We start from the raw sequence: 18,380 nt of genomic DNA, 5'->3' as shown, positions 1-18,380 counted from the left end.
CGACACCCGGCCGTCGTGTGCGGGTTACGCGCTTTTCACCTGGGCGGGAACTTTCCCGCTGCGGCCGCACGTACGATTACCGGCCGGATCCAGACAGCGAGTCGACGCGGGGTGGCCCCGGCCCCGCCTGCTCACGGGGAGTTCTATGCGTCACTTTGGGCACCTTGCGCCCGATATCCGGAACGCTTTGTTCCACCAGGAGCCGGTCGAGTTCACCGCCGACTCCCCGCCCGGCACGCTCTCGGTCGCCCTCGGCGCGACGCTCTACAGCCCTGCCACCCGTCCACGGCTCGCCGAGGACGTCGTCAAGCAGGCCGGCCGTGGCGTGGTGTCCATGGTGCTGTGCCTGGAGGACTCCATCAGCGACGCGGACGTGGTCGCCGGCGAGGAGAATCTCGTACGGCAGTTCGCGGCCCTCGGCGAGGAGGCCGAGAACGGCACGGACCTCCCCCTGCTGTTCATCCGGGTACGTGCGGCCGCGCAGATACCCGACCTGGTGCACCGACTGGGCCGTGACGTGCGACTGTTGTCCGGATTTGTGCTCCCCAAGTTCACCGAGGAACGAGGCGTCCCGTTCCTGGAGGCGCTGACCGGTGCGGAGGCGGAGTGCGGGCGGCGGCTGTTCGCGATGCCGGTGCTCGAATCGCCCGATCTGCTCCACCTGGAGAGCCGCGGCGAGACACTGCGGGGCATCGCGCGCACGGTGGACAAATACCGTGACCGCATACTGGCGCTGCGGCTCGGCGTCACCGATTTCTGCTCGGCCTACGGACTGCGCCGGGCTCCCGACATGACCGCGTACGACGTGCAGATCGTCGCCTCCGTGATCGCCGACGTGGTGAACGTGCTCGGCCGGGCGGACGGCACCGGATTCACCGTCACCGGCCCGGTGTGGGAGTACTTCCGACTGCACGAGCGGATGTTCAAGCCGCAACTCCGGCAGAGCCCCTTCCTGGGCCGGGCGGAGGAACTGCGGACCGCCCTGATCGAACACGACATGGACGGGCTGCTGCGCGAGATCGAACTCGACCGCGCGAACGGCCTGCAGGGCAAGACCTGCATCCACCCCTCGCACGTGGCGCCGGTGCACGCCCTCTCGGTCGTCAGCCACGAGGAGTTCAGCGACGCCGTGGACATCCTGCGGCCGGAACGGGGCGCCGGCGGCGTACTGCGCTCCGCGTACACGAACAAGATGAACGAGATCAAGCCGCACCGTGCCTGGGCCGAGCGGACCCTGCTGCGCGCCGACGCGTTCGGCGTCGCCCGCGAGGGCGTCGGCTTCGTGGAACTGCTGACGGCCAGCCTTCCGCACACCTGAGACGGCGAACGGTTCAGGAGACCTGGCGGATACCGCCCCACCGGGCCGACAACGCCCAGGAAGCAACGGACGATGACGACGGCGGAAGAGACGAAGGAGACGGGCACAGTGGTGTGGACGGGAGAGTGGGTCGCCCAGCGGCTCGGTGTCTCGCTGAGCGGCGGGACAGAGCTGCCCGGGCTGCTGGGACTGGCGCTGCGGCGCAACCCCAAGCGGGCTCACCTGCTCGTGTCGAATGTGCTCGGCAAGCACGTGCCGCAACGGCCGGACACGGTCTACGGCGCCGGCCTCGGCCTGGGGCGCCAGGTCCGTGACCTGCTCGGCGACACCGAGGCGGCGCGCGCCGTCGTCCTGGGGTACGCCGAGACCGCCACGGGCCTCGGGCACAGTGTGGCCGACGGGCTGGCCCTCGCGCCGTATCTGCACTCCACGCGGCGGCCGGTCGCGGGTGTCGAGCAGGCGGGCGGCTTCGAGGAGGAGCACAGTCACGCGACCTCGCACCTGCTCCTTCCGGAGAACCCGGCCCTGCTGGCCAGCGACGGGCCCCTGGTCCTGGTCGACGACGAGTTCTCCACCGGCCGCACGGTCCTGAACACCATCAAGGCGCTGCATGCCCGCTTCCCCCGCGAGCGGTACGTCGTCGTCGCCCTGGTCGACATGCGCTCGGACGCGGACCGCGGCCACCTGGAGAAGTTCGCCGCGGACCTCGGCGCACGGGTCGACCTGATATCCCTGGCCGCCGGAGGCGTACGGCTCCCGGCCGACGTCCTCGAACGCGGCCAGGCACTCGTGGCCGCCCACCGGGAAGCGACGCCCACGCCGACGCCGGCGAGCCGGGCCCCGGGGACCGCGGTGCCGAGCGGCCCGTCGCGAACCGTACGTATCGACCTCGGCTGGCCGGAGGGCCTGCCGGACGGCGGACGCCACGGCTTCACCCCCGATCACCGAGAACGTCTGGAGGCCGCGCTCCCCGGCATGGCGGCCCGGATCGCCGACGGACTCACCGGCGCCCGCCGGGTGCTGGTCCTCGGCAACGAAGAGCTGATGTACGCGCCGCTGCGCCTGGCCGGAGCCTTGGACGACTCCACACCGGCCGAGGCGTACTTCTCGACCACCACCCGCTCGCCGGTCCTCGCCGTGGACGATCCCGGCTACGCCATACGCACCCGGCTGGCCTTTCCCGCCCACGACCGGCCGGCCGACGGGCCGGGGGAGCGGTACGCGTACAACGTCGCGGCCGGCGCGGACCCCCAGCGGCGCTTCGACGCGATCGTCGCCGTCACCGACTCGCACGGCGACACCCCGGAACTCCACGGCGCCGACGGTCTCCTGAGCCGACTCGCGGCACACACCGACCGGCTGCTGCTCGCCGTCATCCCTTCCTACACACCGGCGTACCCGCTGCCGCCCACGCCGGAGCCCGCCCCGAAGCCCACGCACCACGCCACGCGACGACAGGTCTGACCGATGCCCCTCCCCGAGCCGCTGCGCGGCCCCGCCTTCTCCTCCTACGCCCCTGACGAGGTCGGATGGCTGCTCCAGGACCTGTCCTCGATCAGCCTGGAAGCGCCGACCGAGGAACGCGAGGAGGCGATACAGGCCGGTGGCGCGCACTACGCCGAGTCGCTGCCCGTCGAATACCAGCCGAGCGAGCAGTACCAGGCGCTCTTCCACAGCGCCCTGGAAACCTCGGCCGGCCGCATCGCGCGGGCGGTCGGCGCCGTCACGGAGACGGTGATCGCCGAGCGCTCCCCCCGCCCGGTGCTGGTCTCGCTGGCCCGCGCCGGCACCCCGGTGGGCGTCTTGATACGCCGTTGGGCGCAGCATGCCTACGGGCTCGACCTGCCGCACTACGCCGTCTCGATCGTGCGCGGCCGCGGCATCGACACCACAGCGCTGCGCTGGCTCGCCGCCCACCACGACCCGGCGGACGTCGTCTTCGTCGACGGCTGGACGGGCAAGGGCGCCATCACCCGGGAACTGGCGCAGGCGCTGCGCGACTTCCCCGGCTTCGACCCGCGGATCGCCGTGCTCGCCGATCCCGGCGGCTGTGTGGACACCTACGGCACGCGCGACGACTTCCTCATCCCCTCCGCGTGCCTCAACTCGACCGTGTCGGGCCTGATCTCGCGCACCGTGCTCCGCGACGACCTCGTGGGCCCCGACGACTTCCACGGCGCCAAGTTCTACCGCGACCTCGCGTCGGCCGACCTGTCGCGGGCGCTCATCGACACGGTCGCGGCGCGGTTCGACGAGGTCGCCGAGCAGGTCGCCGCCGACGTGAAGGAGCTGGCCACGGCCGACCGGACACCCACGTGGGCGGGCTGGGCCGCGGTCGAGCGGATCAGTGAGGCGTACGGCATCGACGACGTCAACCTCGTGAAGCCGGGTGTCGGTGAGACCACGCGGGTACTGCTCCGGCGCGTCCCCTGGAAGATTCTTGCCCGGCGCGGTGCCGGAACGGACCTCGATCATGTGCGTCTCCTGGCTGAACAGCGGGGCGTGCCCGTCGAAGAGGTCGACGAACTCCCCTACACCTGTGTCGGTTTGATCCACCCCCGCTTCACGCGGGGCGCGACGGGTGCGGACGGCAAGGCGGTGACCGCGCCGTGAGCACGGTCGTCGCCAGCGACCTGGACCGCACCCTGATCTATTCGGCCGCCGCACTGGACCTGGCCATGCCCGACGCCGAGGCGCCACGCCTGCTCTGCGTCGAGGTCTACGAACACAGACCGCTCTCCTACATGACGCAGACGGCGGCGGAACTGCTCGCCGGCCTCGCCGACGCCTCCACGTTCGTCCCCACGACCACGCGCACCCGCGAGCAGTACGGACGCATCCACCTCCCGGGCCGCGCCCCGCGGTTCGCCATCTGTGCGAACGGCGGCCACCTGCTCGTCGACGGAGAATCCGACCGGGACTGGCAGCGCGCCGTCGCCGCCCGGCTGAGCGCGGAGTGCGCCTCGCTCGACGAGATCCGTACCCATCTGCTGCGGACCGCCGACCCGGCATGGCTGCTCAAGGAACGCGTCGCCGAAGACCTCTTCGCCTACCTCGTCGTCGAGCGTTCGCTGCTGCCGCAGACCTGGGTGAAGGAACTCGCCGAGTGGGCGGACGCCCGCGGCTGGACCGTCTCGCTCCAGGGCCGGAAGATCTACGCCGTGCCGAAACCGCTGACCAAGAGCGCTGCCGTGGCCGAAGTCGTCCGCCGGACCGGGGCCGCGCAGGTGCTCGCCGCCGGTGACTCGCTGCTGGACGCCGACCTGCTGCTGGCGGCGGACCGTGGATGGCGCCCCGGCCACGGTGAGCTGGCGGACTCGGGTTGGAGTGCGCCGCACGTCACCGCGTTGCAAGAGCGCGGAGCCGCGGCAGGCGAGGAGATCCTGCGGTCCTTCACCCGCGGCGTCGCTGCCCCCGCCCGCTCTTGCTGAGCCGTACGACGAGGAAGGCCACGATGGCCAGCACGGCGGCCACCAGCACCACCTTCGAGTACGCGTCCACATAGCCGGTCACTTCCTCCCAGTTCTCGCCGAGCGCGTAGCCGGCGAGGACGAAGATCGAATTCCAGATCAGGCTGCCGAGTGTGGTCAGGACGAGGAAGGCCGGTATCGACATCCGCTCGATACCGGCCGGGACCGATATCAGGCTGCGGAAGATCGGCACCATCCGCCCGAAGAACACCGCCTTGGTGCCGTGCCGTTGGAACCAGCGCTCCGTCTTCTCGACGTCGGAGACCTTGACCAGCGGCAGCCTGGCCGCGATCGCGAGCATCCGGTCCCGGCCGAGCAGCGCGCCCACGCCGTAGAGAGCCAGCGCGCCGAGCACCGAGCCGAGCGTCGTCCACAAGAGCGCGGAGAACAGGGTCATCCGGCCCTGGCCCGCCGCGAAGCCCGCGAGGGGCAGAATCAGCTCGCTGGGCAGCGGCGGGAAGAGGTTCTCGGCGGCGATCGCCAGGCCCGCGCCGGGCGCGCCGAGGGTGTCCATGAGTCCGGTGATCCAGCTGGTTTCCGCGTGTTCGTTCATGCTTCGACGCTAGAAATTCGCACGCGTCGGCACATTGCGGAAAACCGCACGGAACACTGCGGTTTTCCGCAGTGCGGTGGCGCCGGCGCAGCCACTAGCGTTTCGATCATGCGGGGGATGGCACGGCGCGGGATGCGCCTCACGGTCGGATTGTTGGTCGGCGCGGGCACGGTGGCGGTCGAGCTTCCGTTCATCGTGCTCTCAGGGCTCGCGCTGCTCTGCGTCTTCGTCTGGCCGCGCGGGAGACGCAAGGTACTGGAGCCGGTGACGGCCATGGCCCGGTGGCTCATCGAGTCGGCGCGCCGTCGGCTGCGGTTCGGCGGAGCCGACTTCTCTTACGGGTACGACGACGAGCGGGCCCTCAAGTACCTCGCGGTGCGCTGGCTGTTGGGGCTCTTGGGCGCGGGAGTGGTGTTCGCCGCGCTCACGGGAGCGACCGTGGTCGTGTGGGCGTCGACGGCATGGATGTTCTCCCGCATCGAGCATCCGGTCGATGTCGCGGAGACCGGCGTGGGCGCCTTTTTCCTGCTCTTCCTCAGCCTGCAGGCGGTGTTCGGGGTGGCGGCCCTGGAAGCCCGGCTGGCCCGCCACTTCCTCGGCCCCACACACGAGAGAGAGCTGAAGCGCCGGGTCGCGGAACTGGCCTCCAGCCGGGCCGGAGTCGTCGCCGCGGTCAACGACGAACGCCGCCGCATCGAGCGCGACCTGCACGACGGTGTCCAACAGAGACTGGTGGGCCTCGGGATGCTGCTCGGCCGTGCGCTGCGCAGCAAGGACGAAGTGCACGCGGCCGAGCTGCTGCGCCAGGCTCATGCGGAGAGCCGCCAGGCGCTGACCGAGCTGCGCGAGGTCGCCTGGCGTATCTACCCGACCGTGTTGGACGAGGCCGGACTGCAGGCCGCACTGGAAACCGTCGCGGAGCGCTCCGCGGTCCCGGTCCGGCTGACCTACCGCCTCACGCAGGAGCCCGAGACCGCCGTGGCGTCCGTCACCTACTTCGTCGTCTCCGAGGCGGTGACCAACGCCGTCAAGCACTCGTGCGCGGAAGGGATAACCGTCACCGTCGACCGCGCCGAGAACATCCTGTCCGTTCGGATCCAGGACGACGGCTGGGGCGGTGCGAACGCTTCGGGGAGCGGTCTGTTCGGGCTGGCCCGCCGGGTCGCCGCCCTCGACGGCCGGTTACGGGTGGACAGCCCGGTCGGCGGGCCCACCACGATCACCGCGGAGTTGCCGTGCGCGTAGTACTTGCCGACGATTCGACCCTGCTCCGAGAGGGCCTGGTACGACTGCTGACGGAAGAGGAGCACGAGGTGACGGCCGCGGTCGGAGACGCCACTGAACTGATGACCGTTCTGGAGCGCGCGCCGGCGGAGCAGCGGCCCGACGTGGTGGTCGTGGACGTACGGATGCCGCCCACGCACACGGACGAAGGGCTGCGAGCGGCGGTGCAGATCCGTGAGCGCTGGCCGGATGTCGGTGTGCTCGTCCTGTCGCAGTACGTCGAGCGGCGCTACGCCGCCGAGCTGCTCACCGAGGACAGCGAGGGGGTCGGCTACCTGCTCAAGGACAGAGTCGTCCAGGTGGACGAGTTCCTGGACGCGCTGGAGCGGGTCGGCTCCGGGAAGGCGGCCTTCGACTCGGAAGTCGTACGTGTCCTGTTCTCGCGCAGGAGTCGCACCGACCCGCTGAACTCGCTCACGGCCCGTGAGCGTGAGGTGCTCGCCCAGATGGCCGAGGGCCACACCAATGCCGCCATTGCCGGGAGGCTGCACATTTCGCAGAGTGCGGTGGAAAAGCACACCAACGCGATCTTCGACAAGCTCGGACTGACCGGCACTTCGGGCTACTCTCGCCGCGTTCTGGCCGTACTGCGCTATCTGGGGACCTGAGGAGCACCGGTGACCAAGAGCAAGACCACCACGATCACGGAGGAGCTGTACGACTACGTCCTCGCGCACAACCCCCCGCTGGACGCCGTGCAGCGGGAGCTGGTGGAGACCACATATCAGCGTTTCCCCGACCAGGCACAGATGCAGTCGGCCCAGGAACAGGGCCCACTGCTGGCCTTCCTGGTCCGCCTGTGCGGGGCGCGCCGGATTGTGGAGGTCGGCACCTTCACCGGCTTCTCGACCTTGGCGATGGCGCAGGCCTTGCCCCCGGACGGCGAGCTGATCGCCTGCGACATCTCCGAGGAATGGACGGCGTACGGCCGCGAGGCGTGGGAGAAGGCCGGTGTGGCGGACCGGATCGGTCTACGGATCGCCCCCGCACTGGACACGCTGCGGGCAATGTCCGCCGAGCCGCACATCGACTTCGCGTACCTCGACGCGGACAAGGGCAACTACATCCCGTACTGGGACGAGTTGGTCCCGCGCCTGCGGTCCGGCGGCTTGATCGTCGCGGACAACGTCCTCTTCGGCGGGGCCGTTGTCGACCCACATGCGGAAGGGGCGGCCGCGGCGATCAGGAAGTTCAACGAGCACGTCACGGCGGACGAGCGGGTGGAGGCGGTGATGCTCACCGTGGCAGACGGACTGACTGTGGCACGGAGATCGTGATGGATGCGGCGATAGTCCGCCCCGGCGCCGGTGTCAGTGCCGGTACCAGGCCGGGGGCGGTGCGGGTGCGGCTCCGGGTAAGGGGCGGCAGGCGGTAGGGGCAGTCGGCAGTCAGCAGGTGAGAGCCGAGCGCCGGGCTGTGGCGAGGGCCGTCGCCCGGGGCCCGGACTGGCCGACGGTGCTGCCACCGCTACCGGCTCTGTCGGCGCTATCGGCTCTACCGGTACTAACCGCAGCAGCCGCCTCCGCAGCAGCCGCCGCCTGCACCGCCGCTGGGCGCCTGGGCGGGAGCTGCGGCGGTGCCGCCGACAGCGATCGTGGACAGCAGCTTGACCGTGTCCTCGTGGCCGTCCGGGCAGGTGGCCGGGGCGGAGGACTCGGCCATCGGGCGGTTCAGCTCGAAGGTCGAGCCGCAGGAACGGCAGCGGTATTCGTAACGAGGCATGGCGACAGATTAGCCCGCGAGCGGGAAGGAGGGGGTGGGACGTGAGGCGGAAGAGGCCCGGGTCAGCGTACGACCGTGCCGGGCGGCGCGCTGAGCAGGCTCAGTTCGGCACGGGTGGGTGCGCCCTACCAGTCGCCGGGCGAGGCGACCGCGAAGGCCTTGGTCGTCACGGCTCGTTCGAGGCGCCCGGCGACGTCCTCGCCATCCAGCAGAGCGGAGAGGTATCCGGCCAGGCGTCAGCGACCAGTTCGGCGCGTGCTCGGTGGATGACGTGGAGGGCGTCCCGTCCGGTGAGAGAGACCTCGATCGGGGAGACGCCCGCCTCGGCCGGTGCCATGACCGTACGGAACGGTGCGACGGCGTCCGTGCCACGGACGATGGCGACCAAGCGCGCGGTGCGCAGCGCGTCGGCGGAGTTCATACGGCGGGCCCGTGCCTTTCGGGTGTGTGCCTTTCGGGCGTGTGTCACTCGGGCGCGTGTCTCTGGGGAGCGTGCCTTTCGGGGGCGTGCTTGCTGGTCGGGGGACACCGGGATGGCGTGGGTGGCCGGGCTCACCACTCGGCGAAGGAGCCGTCCGCGTGCCGCCAGACCGGGTTGCGCCAGGCGTGCCCCCGTCTGTCGGCGGCTCGTACGGCCGGCTCGTCGACCGTCACGCCCAGCCCGGGACGGTCGGTGCGCAAGAGAGAGCCGGCGTGAAAGCGGAAGGGTTCCGGGTCGGTCACGTAGTCGAGCAGTTCGGCGTCCTGGTTGTAGTGGATGCCGATGGACTGTTCCTGGATGAGGAAGTTGGGGGTGGTGAAGGCGACTTGAAGGCTGGCGGCGAGGGCGACCGGGCCGAGTGGGCAGTGCGGGGCGAGCTGGGCTCCGTACGTCTCCGCCAGCGCGGCGATCCGGCGCAGTTCGGAGATGCCGCCCGCGTGGGAGATGTCCGGTTGGAGGATGGCGACGCCGGCTTGGAGAGGAGCCAGGAACTCCTGGCGGGTGAAGAGCCGCTCGCCCAGCGCGAGGGGGATGTTGGATGCGTTGACCAGGTCGGGAAGCGCGTGCAGATGGTCACAGAGGACGGGTTCCTCCACGAACATCGGCGCGTACTCGGCGAGTAGGGGAAGGAGGCGTCGGGCGTTGGCGGGGGAGACGCGGCCGTGGAAGTCCAGGCCGAAGTCCCGTTCGTCGCCCAGCACGGCACGGGCGGTCTCGGCGCGGCGCAGGCAGTCGCGTACCTCCGCGCGGGTGGCGACCGGTGTCATCGGCCCGCAGCCGTTCATCTTGACGGCGGTGAAACCTGCCTCGACCTGGGCGGTCAGTGCGTCGCGGATCTCGTCCCGTTCGTCGCCTCCGATCCAGGCGTACGCGCGGACGCGTTCTCGTACGGGGCCGCCGAGGAGTTGATAGACGGGCACGCCGTGCTGTTTGCCCTTGATGTCCCACAAGGCCTGGTCCAGCCCGGCGACGGCGGAGGAGAGCACCGGGCCGCCGCGGTAGAAGCCGCCCTTGGTCATGACCTGCCAGTGGTCCTCGATGCGTGACGGGTCCTGGCCGAGGAGATACTCGGACAGGACCTCGACGGCGGCCCGTACCGGCTCGGCGCGGCCCTCGACCACCGGCTCGCCCCAGCCGACGAGCCCCTCGTCGGTCTCCACGCGGACGAACAGCCAGCGCGGCGGGGCCAGAAACGTCTCGACACGGCTGATCCTCACAGGCCGCTGTCCTTCCTCCGACTGTGGCTGGTCAGAGGCTGGCATGTGGGGGCGGGGTTATCAATCAGGGAGGGGGACGGCAGGGGTGGGGCGGGGCCTCACACGGTGTGTCTGCGGTGCTTCGGGCGGCGGTGGCGGTTGTCCGTGACGGCCGCGTACCGCGGTGTCGCGTGGGCGCCGGTGCGGGGTGGGAGGGGGCGCCGGGGCTGCTGCCGGGCCACTTCCGGGTGACGGGCGCGCCAGTACGGGTTGTCGTGCGAGAGACCGCCGGAGACCCGTCCGTACATGCCGAAGACCAGCAGCATCAGGCCGACGACGAAGCTGAACAGAACGTTCTGGAGGCGGAACGCCAGGTAGTTGAAGCCGGTTTCCAAGATGGCGAGATTGACGAAGCCGCTCAGCAGGAACGCCATGCCGAGCACGATGTTGAGGGTGGAGGCGAAGTTGCCGCCGATCACCATGCCGCCGAAGAGGACCAGACCCACGATGATCGACAGCACGCTCAGTGCGCCGTTGGTGTTCAGGCCGGCGACGGTGTCACCGCCGGTGTCGAAGAATCCGATCTTGTCGATCAGCCCCAGGATGCCGAAGGCGACCAGGACCAGGCCCATCAGTCCCGCGCCGAAACGGTAGACGGTGCTGAGCCGGTGATCGACGGGTAGGTGTTCGTCGAGCCGCGTGTGCCGCACCTTGCCGTGCAGCGTCCGGGAGGGCCCGTGCAGAGCCTGGCCAGCGTCCATGTGCGGCCTCCTTAGCGCGATGAACCGCCTGGGCCGTGCCTGACTCCAGCATCCGCCTGTCCCCGGCGGAACGCCATAGGGCCAGGTCATGGGCGCTACCCGCGGCTGAGCGAGGTGCGGCCGACCGGGGCGGGAAGGGTACCGGGGCGGGACGGGCAGGGTGGGACCGGCACCGAAGCGGGACCGGCACCAAGGCGGACGGGCAACGGGCGCGGACCGGCACCGGGGCGGGACTGGCACCAGACCGGGACCGGCACCGGCCGATACAGGAGCCAAGGCCGGACCGGCAGGCCAGACCCGGACGACGGACCGGAGGGCTGGTCACCGCCGCCATCGCCGTCATCGCGTCAGCCGCCCCAGGCGGCTCAGCCCGCCGTGCCGCCGCCCCGTTCGTCGCGGATCTCCTGGACGACCCGGGCCGCGGTCTGCCGGACCGCCTCCGTCTCGGTCAGGAAGTGCCACCAGTCCGGATGCCGCCCCTCCAGGCCGGCGATCGCGCGGTCCAGACGCGCCACCGCGTCGTCCAGCGGCCGCGCGTGCCGCGGGTCGGGCGTGCTGCGCCCCGCCATGGCCAGCCGCTGCGCGTCCCGTACGGCGAAGCGTGTGCGCTCGACCTCCTTCTCACGGTCGAAGGAGACCTCGTCCAGCCGCCGCAGCCGGTCGCCGGCCGCCGAGACCGCCTCGTCGGTCGTGTTCAGCAGGGCCCGTACGGTCGCCAGCAGGCTCGTGGCGTCGGCCCACCGCTGCTCGTCCCGGGCCCGCTGGGCCTCCCGCACCTTGGCCTCGGCCTGCGCGACGGCGTCCGCGGCCTGGGCCGGTACGTGCTGGAGGTCCTGCCAGCAGGCCGCGCTGTAACGCCGCCGCAGTTCGCTCAGTACGGGGTCGACGTTGCTCGCCCGGGTCGTGATGGCCTGCGCCCGGGTGCGCAGCGACACCAGCCGCTTGTCGATCTCCGCGGCCTTCTCGGGCAGCCGCTCCGCCTCGGCGCGTACGGACTCGGCCTGGCGCAGTACGTCGTCGGCGCGCCGGATCGTCTCCTGCACGCCGTGCTGTCCGGCGCCTTGGTTCAGCTTGGTCAGCTCGGGTGAGAGGGCGGCCAGCCGGGCCGCCAGATCGTCGGCCTTGTAGTCCTGCGCGCGGACGGCGTCCAGGGCGTTGCTCGCGGCGAGCAGGGCCTGCCGGGCCCGCTCCACCGCCGGCGCGAGCCGGGCCAGCTGCGTCTCCGCGGTCTGCAGGAGCGGGCCGAGCCCCTGCGCGAAACGGTCGAGGTCGGCCTTGACCCGCTCCAGCTCCTCCTTGGCCCGGGTCAGGTCGGCGCGGGCCCGGGAGGCGGCGCCGGCGTCGAGGTCGTCCCGGTCGAGGTCATGGGCGTCGACGGCGGTGATGTAGCCCTGGCTGACCTCGTCGATCCGCCGCCCGAAGTTCTCGTAGTCCTCCGCGGCCCGTCTGGCCGCCGGTGATCTGTCGACCGCCGTGATCGTCTCTATGGAGATCCGAAGATCGCGCTGGGCCGTGTCCAGCTCGTAGAAAGCCGCTGCCGCGGCATCCTTCGCGGCTTGCGCATCCGCACGCTGGCTCTCCCCGCGCCCGAACCAGCGCCGCGTGCCCCCGCCCGCGAACGCGGCCGGCGCCGCGGCCGCCAGCAACGGCAGCGGCAGCAGGAGCAGGGCCATCGTGTCCCGGAACGCGCCTCTTCGAGGGCGGCGGCGTACTGCACGGCGTGCTCGCTGCTCGTGCGGCTGCGTGTGTGTCGCCGTCACATCCCTCTCCCGATCGCATCGCCCCAGGCCCGGCTGCCATTCTCCCACCCAGTAGGAACGAACACAGCGGCCGGTTGGTTCGCGATCTCGGTGCCCGGTTCACCGGTCCCGCCCCGGGGCCCGCGCCCCTGGTTTGCGGTGCAGCCCAGGAAGCAAGGTAGTCTGTCGGCTCAGCCAGGGCGCATAGCTCAGCGGTAGAGCGCTGCTCTTACAAAGCAGATGTCACAGGTTCAAATCCTGTTGTGCCCACATGGCCAGTCCGCAGGTGAGCGGCTGGAGCGCGGCCCCCGATCAGGAGTGATCGGGGGCCGTTTTGGTGGTGTGGGTCCGCTGAGAGTCCACATCGTCTTCGGTGGGGTTCGGCCGGTCCCATGGAGTGGGGGCGGGGGCCTGTGGGGTGTTTGGTTCTGTGGTGGTTGTGGGGGCTGGGTTGGGGCTGGGTTGGGACTGGGGGTTTTGGGGCTGTGGGGTGTTTGTTGGGGGAGGTTTATTGGGGGGAGGGATTTGTGGAGGAGGGGGAGGGAGTTGTGAGGGGGATTGGGGTGGTGGCTGGAAAAGGGGGATCGGGGCCGGGGGGCTGGCGGGTATTTCGGAAGGTGGGAGGGGAGACTGTCCGGAACCGATCGTTCATGATGAGTGGGTGGCATTGCACGGTGTGCGGAACCGGGGTTAGCTTCAGCGGCGGAGTTCGCTTCGTGCGCTGATCGGCACAGGCGCGAAGGTGCCTGTTTCAACTTTTGCGGCAGGGCGTGCAGGGCTCATGGGCGCGTATCTGTGCGCTGCCGCGTGATCTTTCGTAGTGCGGGTGGGGGGATTTTTTGTGCTGACTTTCTGGTGACGCCGTCAGGGATGCTGCCGTATTCCGCGTGCGACGGACGGAGAGCAGGGGACGTTGAACAGCCGACGAAGCATCGCCATTGTTGTGGGGACCCGGCCGGAGGCCGTGAAACTTGCGCCGCTCGTCAGAGAATTGCACCGGCGGCGCTGGGCGGAGCCGGTGCTCGTCGCGACCGGGCAGCACGGTGCGGTGGTGCGTGACACCCTCGCGTGTTTCGGGCTGCGCGCGCAGGTCGAGTTACCCCCTGCGCCCGGCGCGGATTCCGTGAGTGAGCTGACGGCCGGGCTGCTCAGCAGGCTGGGCGAGCAGTTGCGGGCGCCGGCGGTCCAGGCGGTGGTCGTCCAGGGGGACACGTCGTCGGCGCTGGCCGGGGCGCTGGCCGGGTTCTACTCCGCGATCCCCGTGGTGCACGTGGAGGCGGGGCTGCGCTCCGGTGACCTGCGCTATCCGTTCCCTGAGGAGGCGAACCGCCGGATGATCGCGGGGGTGAGCGACCTCCACCTGGCGCCCACCCGTGCCGCCCGCCGGAATCTGCTCGCCGAGGGCGTGGCGGCCGAGCGGGTCCTGGTGACCGGCAACACCGTGATCGACGCGGTCGTCACCGCGAGCCGGTGCCCGCCCACCACCGACGACCCCGCTCTGCGCCGTATCGAACGCGATGTCGCCCCGCTGGTGCTGGTGACCGCGCACCGCAGGGAGAACTGGGGTGAACCGATCCGGCGTATCGGGCGGGCGGTGGCGATACTCAGCCGTCAATATCCGGAAGTCGGTTTCGTGGTGGCGGCGCACATGAATCCGTCGGTACGCGCGGCCGTCGAGGAGTCGTTGCACGGGCGGCCCAATGTGCATCTGCCGGGCCCCATTCCGTACGACGCCTTCGCCCGGCTGCTCGCCCGGTCCGTTCTGGCCGTCACGGATTCGGGCGGTATTCAGGAAGAGGCCGCCGCTTTCGGCGTGCCGGTCCTGGTGACCCGGGACAGTACCGAGCGCACCGAGGGGGTCGAATCCGGCCTGGCCCGGCTCGTCGGTACGCGGGAGCCGGAGATCGTGGCGGCGGCGGAAAAGGAATTCGCGTACGAAGGCGCGTTGTCGGTGGCGGCGCATCGGTCCTTTCCGCGCCGCAATCCTTACGGCGACGGGCGCGCGGCCCGGCGTTGTGCGGCCGCGTGCGGCTGGCTGCTGGGGCTGGCCTCCCGGCCTCCTGACATGGGGGAGGACGCGGCCCCGCACGTGGGGGCGGGCGTGTCGTCAGGCGTGGTGTCGGGCTGGGGGGCGGGCGTGGCGTCCGGCAGGGGGCAGGCATGAGACTTCGGTCCCTGTGAGCCTCCGGACGTGCCCGGACCTTCCGCCCCGTGAGCCTTCCGGACGTGCCTGAACCTTCCGGTCCCATGGGCCTCCAGATGCGCCTTGGCCCCCTCCCCAGCCGCATTCCTCCCTCCCCGAGCGCTCATTTCTCCCGAACCAGAGGCAGGAGCACCCACTCATGGCAACCACATCCAGCACCGGAACCGGCCCGCAGCCCGCGGGGCTCGTCGAAGGCGCCATCGGTACGGTGGCGGGCAACGGCGCGGCCGGATTCATCTCCGACGGCGGACCCGGGCCGCTGACCAGGCTCAACGCCCCTTACGGCGTGACCGTCGACAAGGCCGGCAACCTCTACATCGCCGACCGGAACAACCACCGTGTCCGCAAGGTGGCCCCGAACGGCAACATCACCACGGTGGCGGGTGACGGGCAGGCCGGGTACATGTCCGACGGCGGACCGGCCGTCGCCACTCGGCTGTACCACCCCGCGGACGTGGCGGTGGACGACTCGGGCAACCTCTACATCGCCGACACCCTCAACCACCGTGTCCGTAAGGTGGCCCCGAACGGCAACATCACCACGGTGGCGGGTGACGGGCAGGCCGGATACGTGTCCGACGGTGGGCCCGCGATCGCCACTCGGCTCTCGCACCCCCACGGGGTGGCCGTGGACCGCAGCGGCAATCTCTACATCTCGGACCACGGGAACCACCGCATCCGTAAGGTGACGCCGAACGGCATCATCACCACGGTGGCGGGCAACGGCACTGCCGGGTACGTGTCCGACGGCGGCCCGGCGATCTCGACGCGTCTGTACTACCCCCTGGGCGTGACGGTGGACGCCGACGGCAACCTGTACATTGCCGACCGGCACAACCACCGCATCCGTAAGGTGGCTCCGAACGGCATCATCACCACGGTGGCGGGCAACGGCACCGCCGGGTACGTCTCCGACGGCGGGCCCGCGGTCGGCACCCGCCTGCACTATCCCTGGGGCGTCGTCCTGGACGAGGCCGGCAATCTGTACATCGGTGACGGCCACAACCACCGGGTCCGCAAGGTCACTTCGGACGGCATCATCACGACGGTGGCGGGCAACGGCGTCGCCGGGTACGTGGACGACGGCGGGCCCGCCGCGGGCACGCGCCTCTACCACCCGTTCGGGCTGGCGCTGGACCGGGCCGGCAACCTCTACATCGCCGATTACGCCAACCACCGCATCCGTGGTGTCACCGGCGTCGCCAGCATGACTCCGCCGCCCCCGCCGACCGCCGACCTGTACGGGGAGGTCGTCAGCCCGTACCGGGTGCAGCGCGGCCAGGAGTTCGACCTCGGTGCCCGGGTCGGGAACCGGGGCCCGAACCCGGCCGACGGCGGCCTCGTGACCGTGGTGCTGACGCTGGCCGACGGGCTGTCCGGCGGCCCCGGCACGTCGGGGCGGCGGCTCAGCCGTACGTTCACCGGCCAGGAACTCGTCCCGTACCAGGGCCTGCTGGACGGCGTGTTCCGGATCAGCGCGCCGGAGGGTACGCCGGCGGGCACGTACGAGTGCACGCTGGAGATCCAGTATGGCGGGGATCTGAATTTGAAGGACAACACCTTCAGGCTGCCCGTCACGGTCGTCGTCCCCGCCCCGGTGGCGGACGAGACGGCTCTGACGATCTACCAGGACACCGTGCCGGACGTCGCGCCGGGCCAGCGCACGGTCTTCACCATGCGGTACGTCTCGGCCACGGGCCAGCCCGTCAACCCCGGCACCATCGTCCAGCGGTACACCGCACCGACCGGCTTCGTCTTCACCGGCGGGCCGTCGTACGCGTACTACGAGACCATCCACGGCGTCATCGCCGGGGACCTCGGCCACCGCGTCGAGGACGACGGCCGGACCCTGGTCATCACGGCCAACCCGCACGTCAACACCACGTCCAGTGACGCCGGTTCGGTGATCTACACCATTCCGGTGCAGGCCCGTGCCGACGCCGTGCCCGGGCGGTACGACAACGGGTCGGCCAGCATCGGCCGGCACACGCCCGTCCAGCTCTCCGGCACCGTCACCGGTACGGCACAGGACGAGACCGCGCTGCGCGTGGTGCAGGCCTCGGTGCCCTCGTTGGCGCCGGGCCAGACCGGCAAGTTCAACCTGGAGATCCGCTCGCTCGGCAACCAGCCGGTCAATCCCGGCACGATCGAGCAGCGTCTCACCGCCCCGACGGGCTTCGTCTTCACGGGCGGCGCCTCGTACGGCTACTACAACGTCAAGCCGTACGTCACCGGGAATCTCGACACCCGCCTGGAGGACGGCGGCAAGACGCTGGTCATCCACTCCAACCCGCACCTGAACACCGGGACGACCGACAAGACCGCTCTGATCCACACGATTTCGGTCAAGGCTCAGTCCGATGCGAAATCGGGCACCCAGTCCACCGACGGGCGGGCCAATGTGGGCCGTCTCGCGCCGGTGCAGCTGACCGCCCGGGTGCTGTGACCCGCTGACCCGCTGACCCGCTGACCTGCTGATCCGCTGATCCGCTGATCCGTCGACGGCGCGCAGGCCCCGTCCGGCCGGTTTCCCTACGGGATTCCGGCCGGGCGGGGCCTGCTGGGACGGGCGTGTTCGGAGCCGGTGCGGCGGCCGACATGCGTGGTGGTCGGTCCCGGTGCACGCTGAAAGCATGGCTGAGCATCCGCCGGTGATCGTCCACCCGCCCTCGCCGTCCGGCAGACGGCGGGTCACCGTCCATGGACAGATCGTCGGGCTGGCACACGGGCGCGGTGATGTCGCCGAGTTCCTGCGGCACGCCGGGCTGGCGCCGGACGCCGAGGACATCGACCTGGATGCGCCGGGGCTCGTGGAGTGGCGCGGGGGCGACAAGGACACGTGGACGGGGGCGGAGGGGGAGGGCTGAATGGCCTGGGGGAGGGTAGGTACAAGGGTTACGTACCGTGCGGGCGGGTGTCCGAAGAGTGAGGGTGCGGGGCGCGGCGCTGTTGTTCGTCTTTCAAGTGGTGTGTATCGTCGACGTGTGACTTGAAGTTTCAAGTACTTCGGCGGGGACGGTCCGGCCCTCCCACAGGGCCCGCCGGCCCGGGAACGACCAGACAGAAATGAGCACGCGCATGTCCTCCCCCCTCAGCCCCCTCCGTGACTACGGCAGCGGCGTCGACGACCGCCACGCCGCCACGCCGCACGCGTACGACGTCGGCCTGCTCCTGCTGCGGCTCGCGGTCGGCCTGATCATGGCCGCGCACGGCACGCAGAAGCTGTTCGGCTGGTTCAGCGGGGCCGGGCTGGACGGAACCGGACAGTTCTTCACGGCCAGCGGCTACCCGGCCGGCAAGGCCATGGCCGTGGTGGCCGGCCTCAGCGAGACGCTGGGCGGCCTCGGGCTGGTCCTCGGGCTGCTGACGCCGCTGGCGGGCGCGGCGGTCGTCGGAACGATGGTGAACGCGCTGGCGGTGAAGTGGGGCGGCGGCTTCTTCGCGCCCGAGGGTGTGGAGTACGAGCTGCTGCTCACGGCGGGCGCGGCAGCCCTGGCGCTGACCGGCCCCGGCCGGTACGCGGTCGACCGGCTGCTGCCGGCCCTGCGTACGCACCGGCTCGCGTACGGGGCGGCCGCCCTGGTGTTCGGGGTGGTCGTGGCGTTCGTGATGCTGCTGGTGCGTGACTGAGTCCGAGCGTCGGGCGAGGCGCA

Annotated in this window: 15 protein-coding genes, 1 tRNA gene and 1 pseudogene; 11 read left to right on the top strand and 6 right to left on the bottom strand. The window is 70.8% G+C overall.

Annotated features, from left to right (window positions below; genetic code table 11):
* Nucleotides 1-145 precede the first annotated feature (145 nt).
* The 3 genes and pseudogenes from ACZ4Z1_RS17060 to ACZ4Z1_RS17050 all read left to right on the top strand — a co-directional run bounded on the left by ACZ4Z1_RS17060 (nt 146) and on the right by ACZ4Z1_RS17050 (nt 4,749).
* On the top strand, nt 146-1,318 hold the full coding sequence (locus ACZ4Z1_RS17060) for an HpcH/HpaI aldolase/citrate lyase family protein (RefSeq protein ID WP_468487397.1): 1,173 nt from the start codon (nt 146-148) through the stop codon (nt 1,316-1,318).
* Between the two features lie 72 nt (nt 1,319-1,390).
* Nucleotides 1,391-3,931 (top strand): annotated as a pseudogene (locus ACZ4Z1_RS17055) (phosphoribosyltransferase).
* Nucleotides 3,928-4,749: an HAD family hydrolase gene (locus ACZ4Z1_RS17050; protein ID WP_468487396.1), complete on the top strand. Its 822-nt coding sequence runs from the start codon at nt 3,928-3,930 to the stop codon at nt 4,747-4,749. The pseudogene ACZ4Z1_RS17055 and the gene ACZ4Z1_RS17050 overlap by 4 nt, the downstream one beginning before the upstream one ends.
* Here ACZ4Z1_RS17050 and ACZ4Z1_RS17045 read toward each other — a convergent pair.
* The gene (locus tag ACZ4Z1_RS17045) at nt 4,712-5,341 is read right to left on the bottom strand and encodes a DedA family protein (protein WP_468487395.1); all 630 of its coding nucleotides are present in this window, start codon (nt 5,339-5,341) and stop codon (nt 4,712-4,714) included. The two genes, ACZ4Z1_RS17050 and ACZ4Z1_RS17045, sit on opposite strands and share 38 nt — an antisense overlap.
* Before the next feature lie 108 nt (nt 5,342-5,449).
* Here ACZ4Z1_RS17045 and ACZ4Z1_RS17040 point away from each other — a divergent pair, with 108 nt between their 5' ends.
* Genes ACZ4Z1_RS17040 through ACZ4Z1_RS17030 form a run of 3 tightly spaced genes read left to right on the top strand, consistent with a single transcriptional unit; the run spans nt 5,450 to nt 7,902 of the window.
* Nucleotides 5,450-6,586 carry a sensor histidine kinase gene (locus tag ACZ4Z1_RS17040; protein WP_468487394.1) on the top strand — a complete coding sequence of 379 codons (1,137 nt, stop codon included), beginning with the start codon at nt 5,450-5,452 and terminating at the stop codon, nt 6,584-6,586.
* Nucleotides 6,577-7,233, top strand: coding sequence for a response regulator (locus ACZ4Z1_RS17035; RefSeq protein ID WP_468487393.1), 657 nt, complete (start codon nt 6,577-6,579; stop codon nt 7,231-7,233). The genes ACZ4Z1_RS17040 and ACZ4Z1_RS17035 overlap by 10 nt, the downstream gene beginning before the upstream one ends.
* Nucleotides 7,234-7,242: 9 nt before the next feature.
* Nucleotides 7,243-7,902, top strand: a complete 660-nt coding sequence (locus ACZ4Z1_RS17030; protein WP_468487392.1) for an O-methyltransferase — start codon at nt 7,243-7,245, stop codon at nt 7,900-7,902.
* 226 nt (nt 7,903-8,128) lie between these two features.
* Here ACZ4Z1_RS17030 and ACZ4Z1_RS17025 read toward each other — a convergent pair whose 3' ends face one another.
* The 5 genes from ACZ4Z1_RS17025 to ACZ4Z1_RS17005 form a co-directional block, all read right to left on the bottom strand.
* Entirely contained in the window at nt 8,129-8,347 is a 219-nt protein-coding gene (locus ACZ4Z1_RS17025) for an FmdB family zinc ribbon protein (protein WP_468487391.1), read from the bottom strand.
* A gap of 166 nt (nt 8,348-8,513) precedes the next feature.
* Entirely contained in the window at nt 8,514-8,768 is a 255-nt protein-coding gene (locus tag ACZ4Z1_RS17020; RefSeq protein ID WP_468487390.1) for a hypothetical protein, read from the bottom strand.
* A gap of 131 nt (nt 8,769-8,899) precedes the next feature.
* On the bottom strand, nt 8,900-10,045 hold the full coding sequence (dgoD, locus tag ACZ4Z1_RS17015; RefSeq protein WP_468487389.1) for a galactonate dehydratase: 1,146 nt from the start codon (nt 10,043-10,045) through the stop codon (nt 8,900-8,902).
* Nucleotides 10,046-10,143: 98 nt separating this feature from the next.
* Nucleotides 10,144-10,785 carry a DUF4383 domain-containing protein gene (locus tag ACZ4Z1_RS17010; RefSeq protein ID WP_468487388.1) on the bottom strand — a complete coding sequence of 214 codons (642 nt, stop codon included), beginning with the start codon at nt 10,783-10,785 and terminating at the stop codon, nt 10,144-10,146.
* Between the two features lie 365 nt (nt 10,786-11,150).
* On the bottom strand, nt 11,151-12,545 hold the full coding sequence (locus ACZ4Z1_RS17005; RefSeq protein WP_468487387.1) for a hypothetical protein: 1,395 nt from the start codon (nt 12,543-12,545) through the stop codon (nt 11,151-11,153).
* A 177-nt stretch (nt 12,546-12,722) separates the two neighbouring features.
* Between ACZ4Z1_RS17005 and ACZ4Z1_RS17000 the strand changes: the two genes are divergently transcribed.
* The 5 genes from ACZ4Z1_RS17000 to ACZ4Z1_RS16980 all read left to right on the top strand — a co-directional run bounded on the left by ACZ4Z1_RS17000 (nt 12,723) and on the right by ACZ4Z1_RS16980 (nt 18,357).
* Nucleotides 12,723-12,794, top strand: a tRNA-Val gene (locus tag ACZ4Z1_RS17000).
* 643 nt (nt 12,795-13,437) lie between these two features.
* Nucleotides 13,438-14,688 (top strand): non-hydrolyzing UDP-N-acetylglucosamine 2-epimerase, encoded by a 1,251-nt coding sequence (wecB, locus tag ACZ4Z1_RS16995; RefSeq protein ID WP_468487386.1) that lies wholly within the window; start codon nt 13,438-13,440, stop codon nt 14,686-14,688.
* Between the two features lie 178 nt (nt 14,689-14,866).
* Nucleotides 14,867-17,173, top strand: a complete 2,307-nt coding sequence (locus ACZ4Z1_RS16990) for an NHL repeat-containing protein (RefSeq protein WP_468487385.1) — start codon at nt 14,867-14,869, stop codon at nt 17,171-17,173.
* 187 nt (nt 17,174-17,360) lie between these two features.
* Entirely contained in the window at nt 17,361-17,594 is a 234-nt protein-coding gene (locus tag ACZ4Z1_RS16985) for a hypothetical protein (RefSeq protein ID WP_468487384.1), read from the top strand.
* A 211-nt stretch (nt 17,595-17,805) separates the two neighbouring features.
* On the top strand, nt 17,806-18,357 hold the full coding sequence (locus tag ACZ4Z1_RS16980) for a DoxX family protein (RefSeq protein WP_468487383.1): 552 nt from the start codon (nt 17,806-17,808) through the stop codon (nt 18,355-18,357).
* Nucleotides 18,358-18,380: the final 23 nt, after the last annotated feature.

Source organism: Streptomyces sp. NPDC030165, from assembly GCF_055573595.1.
The sequence above is the reverse complement of the archived record's forward strand: the minus strand, read 5'-3'. Positions and strand labels throughout refer to the sequence as shown.

Excerpts from the sequence above, each read along its gene's own strand:
- ACZ4Z1_RS17060 (WP_468487397.1), top strand. The coding sequence starts at position 146 with ATGCGTCACTTTGGGCACCTTGCGCCCGATATCCGGAACGCTTTGTTC.
- ACZ4Z1_RS17045 (WP_468487395.1), bottom strand. The coding sequence starts at position 5,341 with ATGAACGAACACGCGGAAACCAGCTGGATCACCGGACTCATGGACACC.
- ACZ4Z1_RS17040 (WP_468487394.1), top strand. The coding sequence starts at position 5,450 with ATGCGGGGGATGGCACGGCGCGGGATGCGCCTCACGGTCGGATTGTTG.
- ACZ4Z1_RS17025 (WP_468487391.1), bottom strand. The coding sequence starts at position 8,347 with ATGCCTCGTTACGAATACCGCTGCCGTTCCTGCGGCTCGACCTTCGAG.
- ACZ4Z1_RS17020 (WP_468487390.1), bottom strand. The coding sequence starts at position 8,768 with ATGAACTCCGCCGACGCGCTGCGCACCGCGCGCTTGGTCGCCATCGTC.
- ACZ4Z1_RS17010 (WP_468487388.1), bottom strand. The coding sequence starts at position 10,785 with ATGGACGCTGGCCAGGCTCTGCACGGGCCCTCCCGGACGCTGCACGGC.
- ACZ4Z1_RS16990 (WP_468487385.1), top strand. The coding sequence starts at position 14,867 with ATGGCAACCACATCCAGCACCGGAACCGGCCCGCAGCCCGCGGGGCTC.
- ACZ4Z1_RS16985 (WP_468487384.1), top strand. The coding sequence starts at position 17,361 with ATGGCTGAGCATCCGCCGGTGATCGTCCACCCGCCCTCGCCGTCCGGC.
- ACZ4Z1_RS16980 (WP_468487383.1), top strand. The coding sequence starts at position 17,806 with ATGTCCTCCCCCCTCAGCCCCCTCCGTGACTACGGCAGCGGCGTCGAC.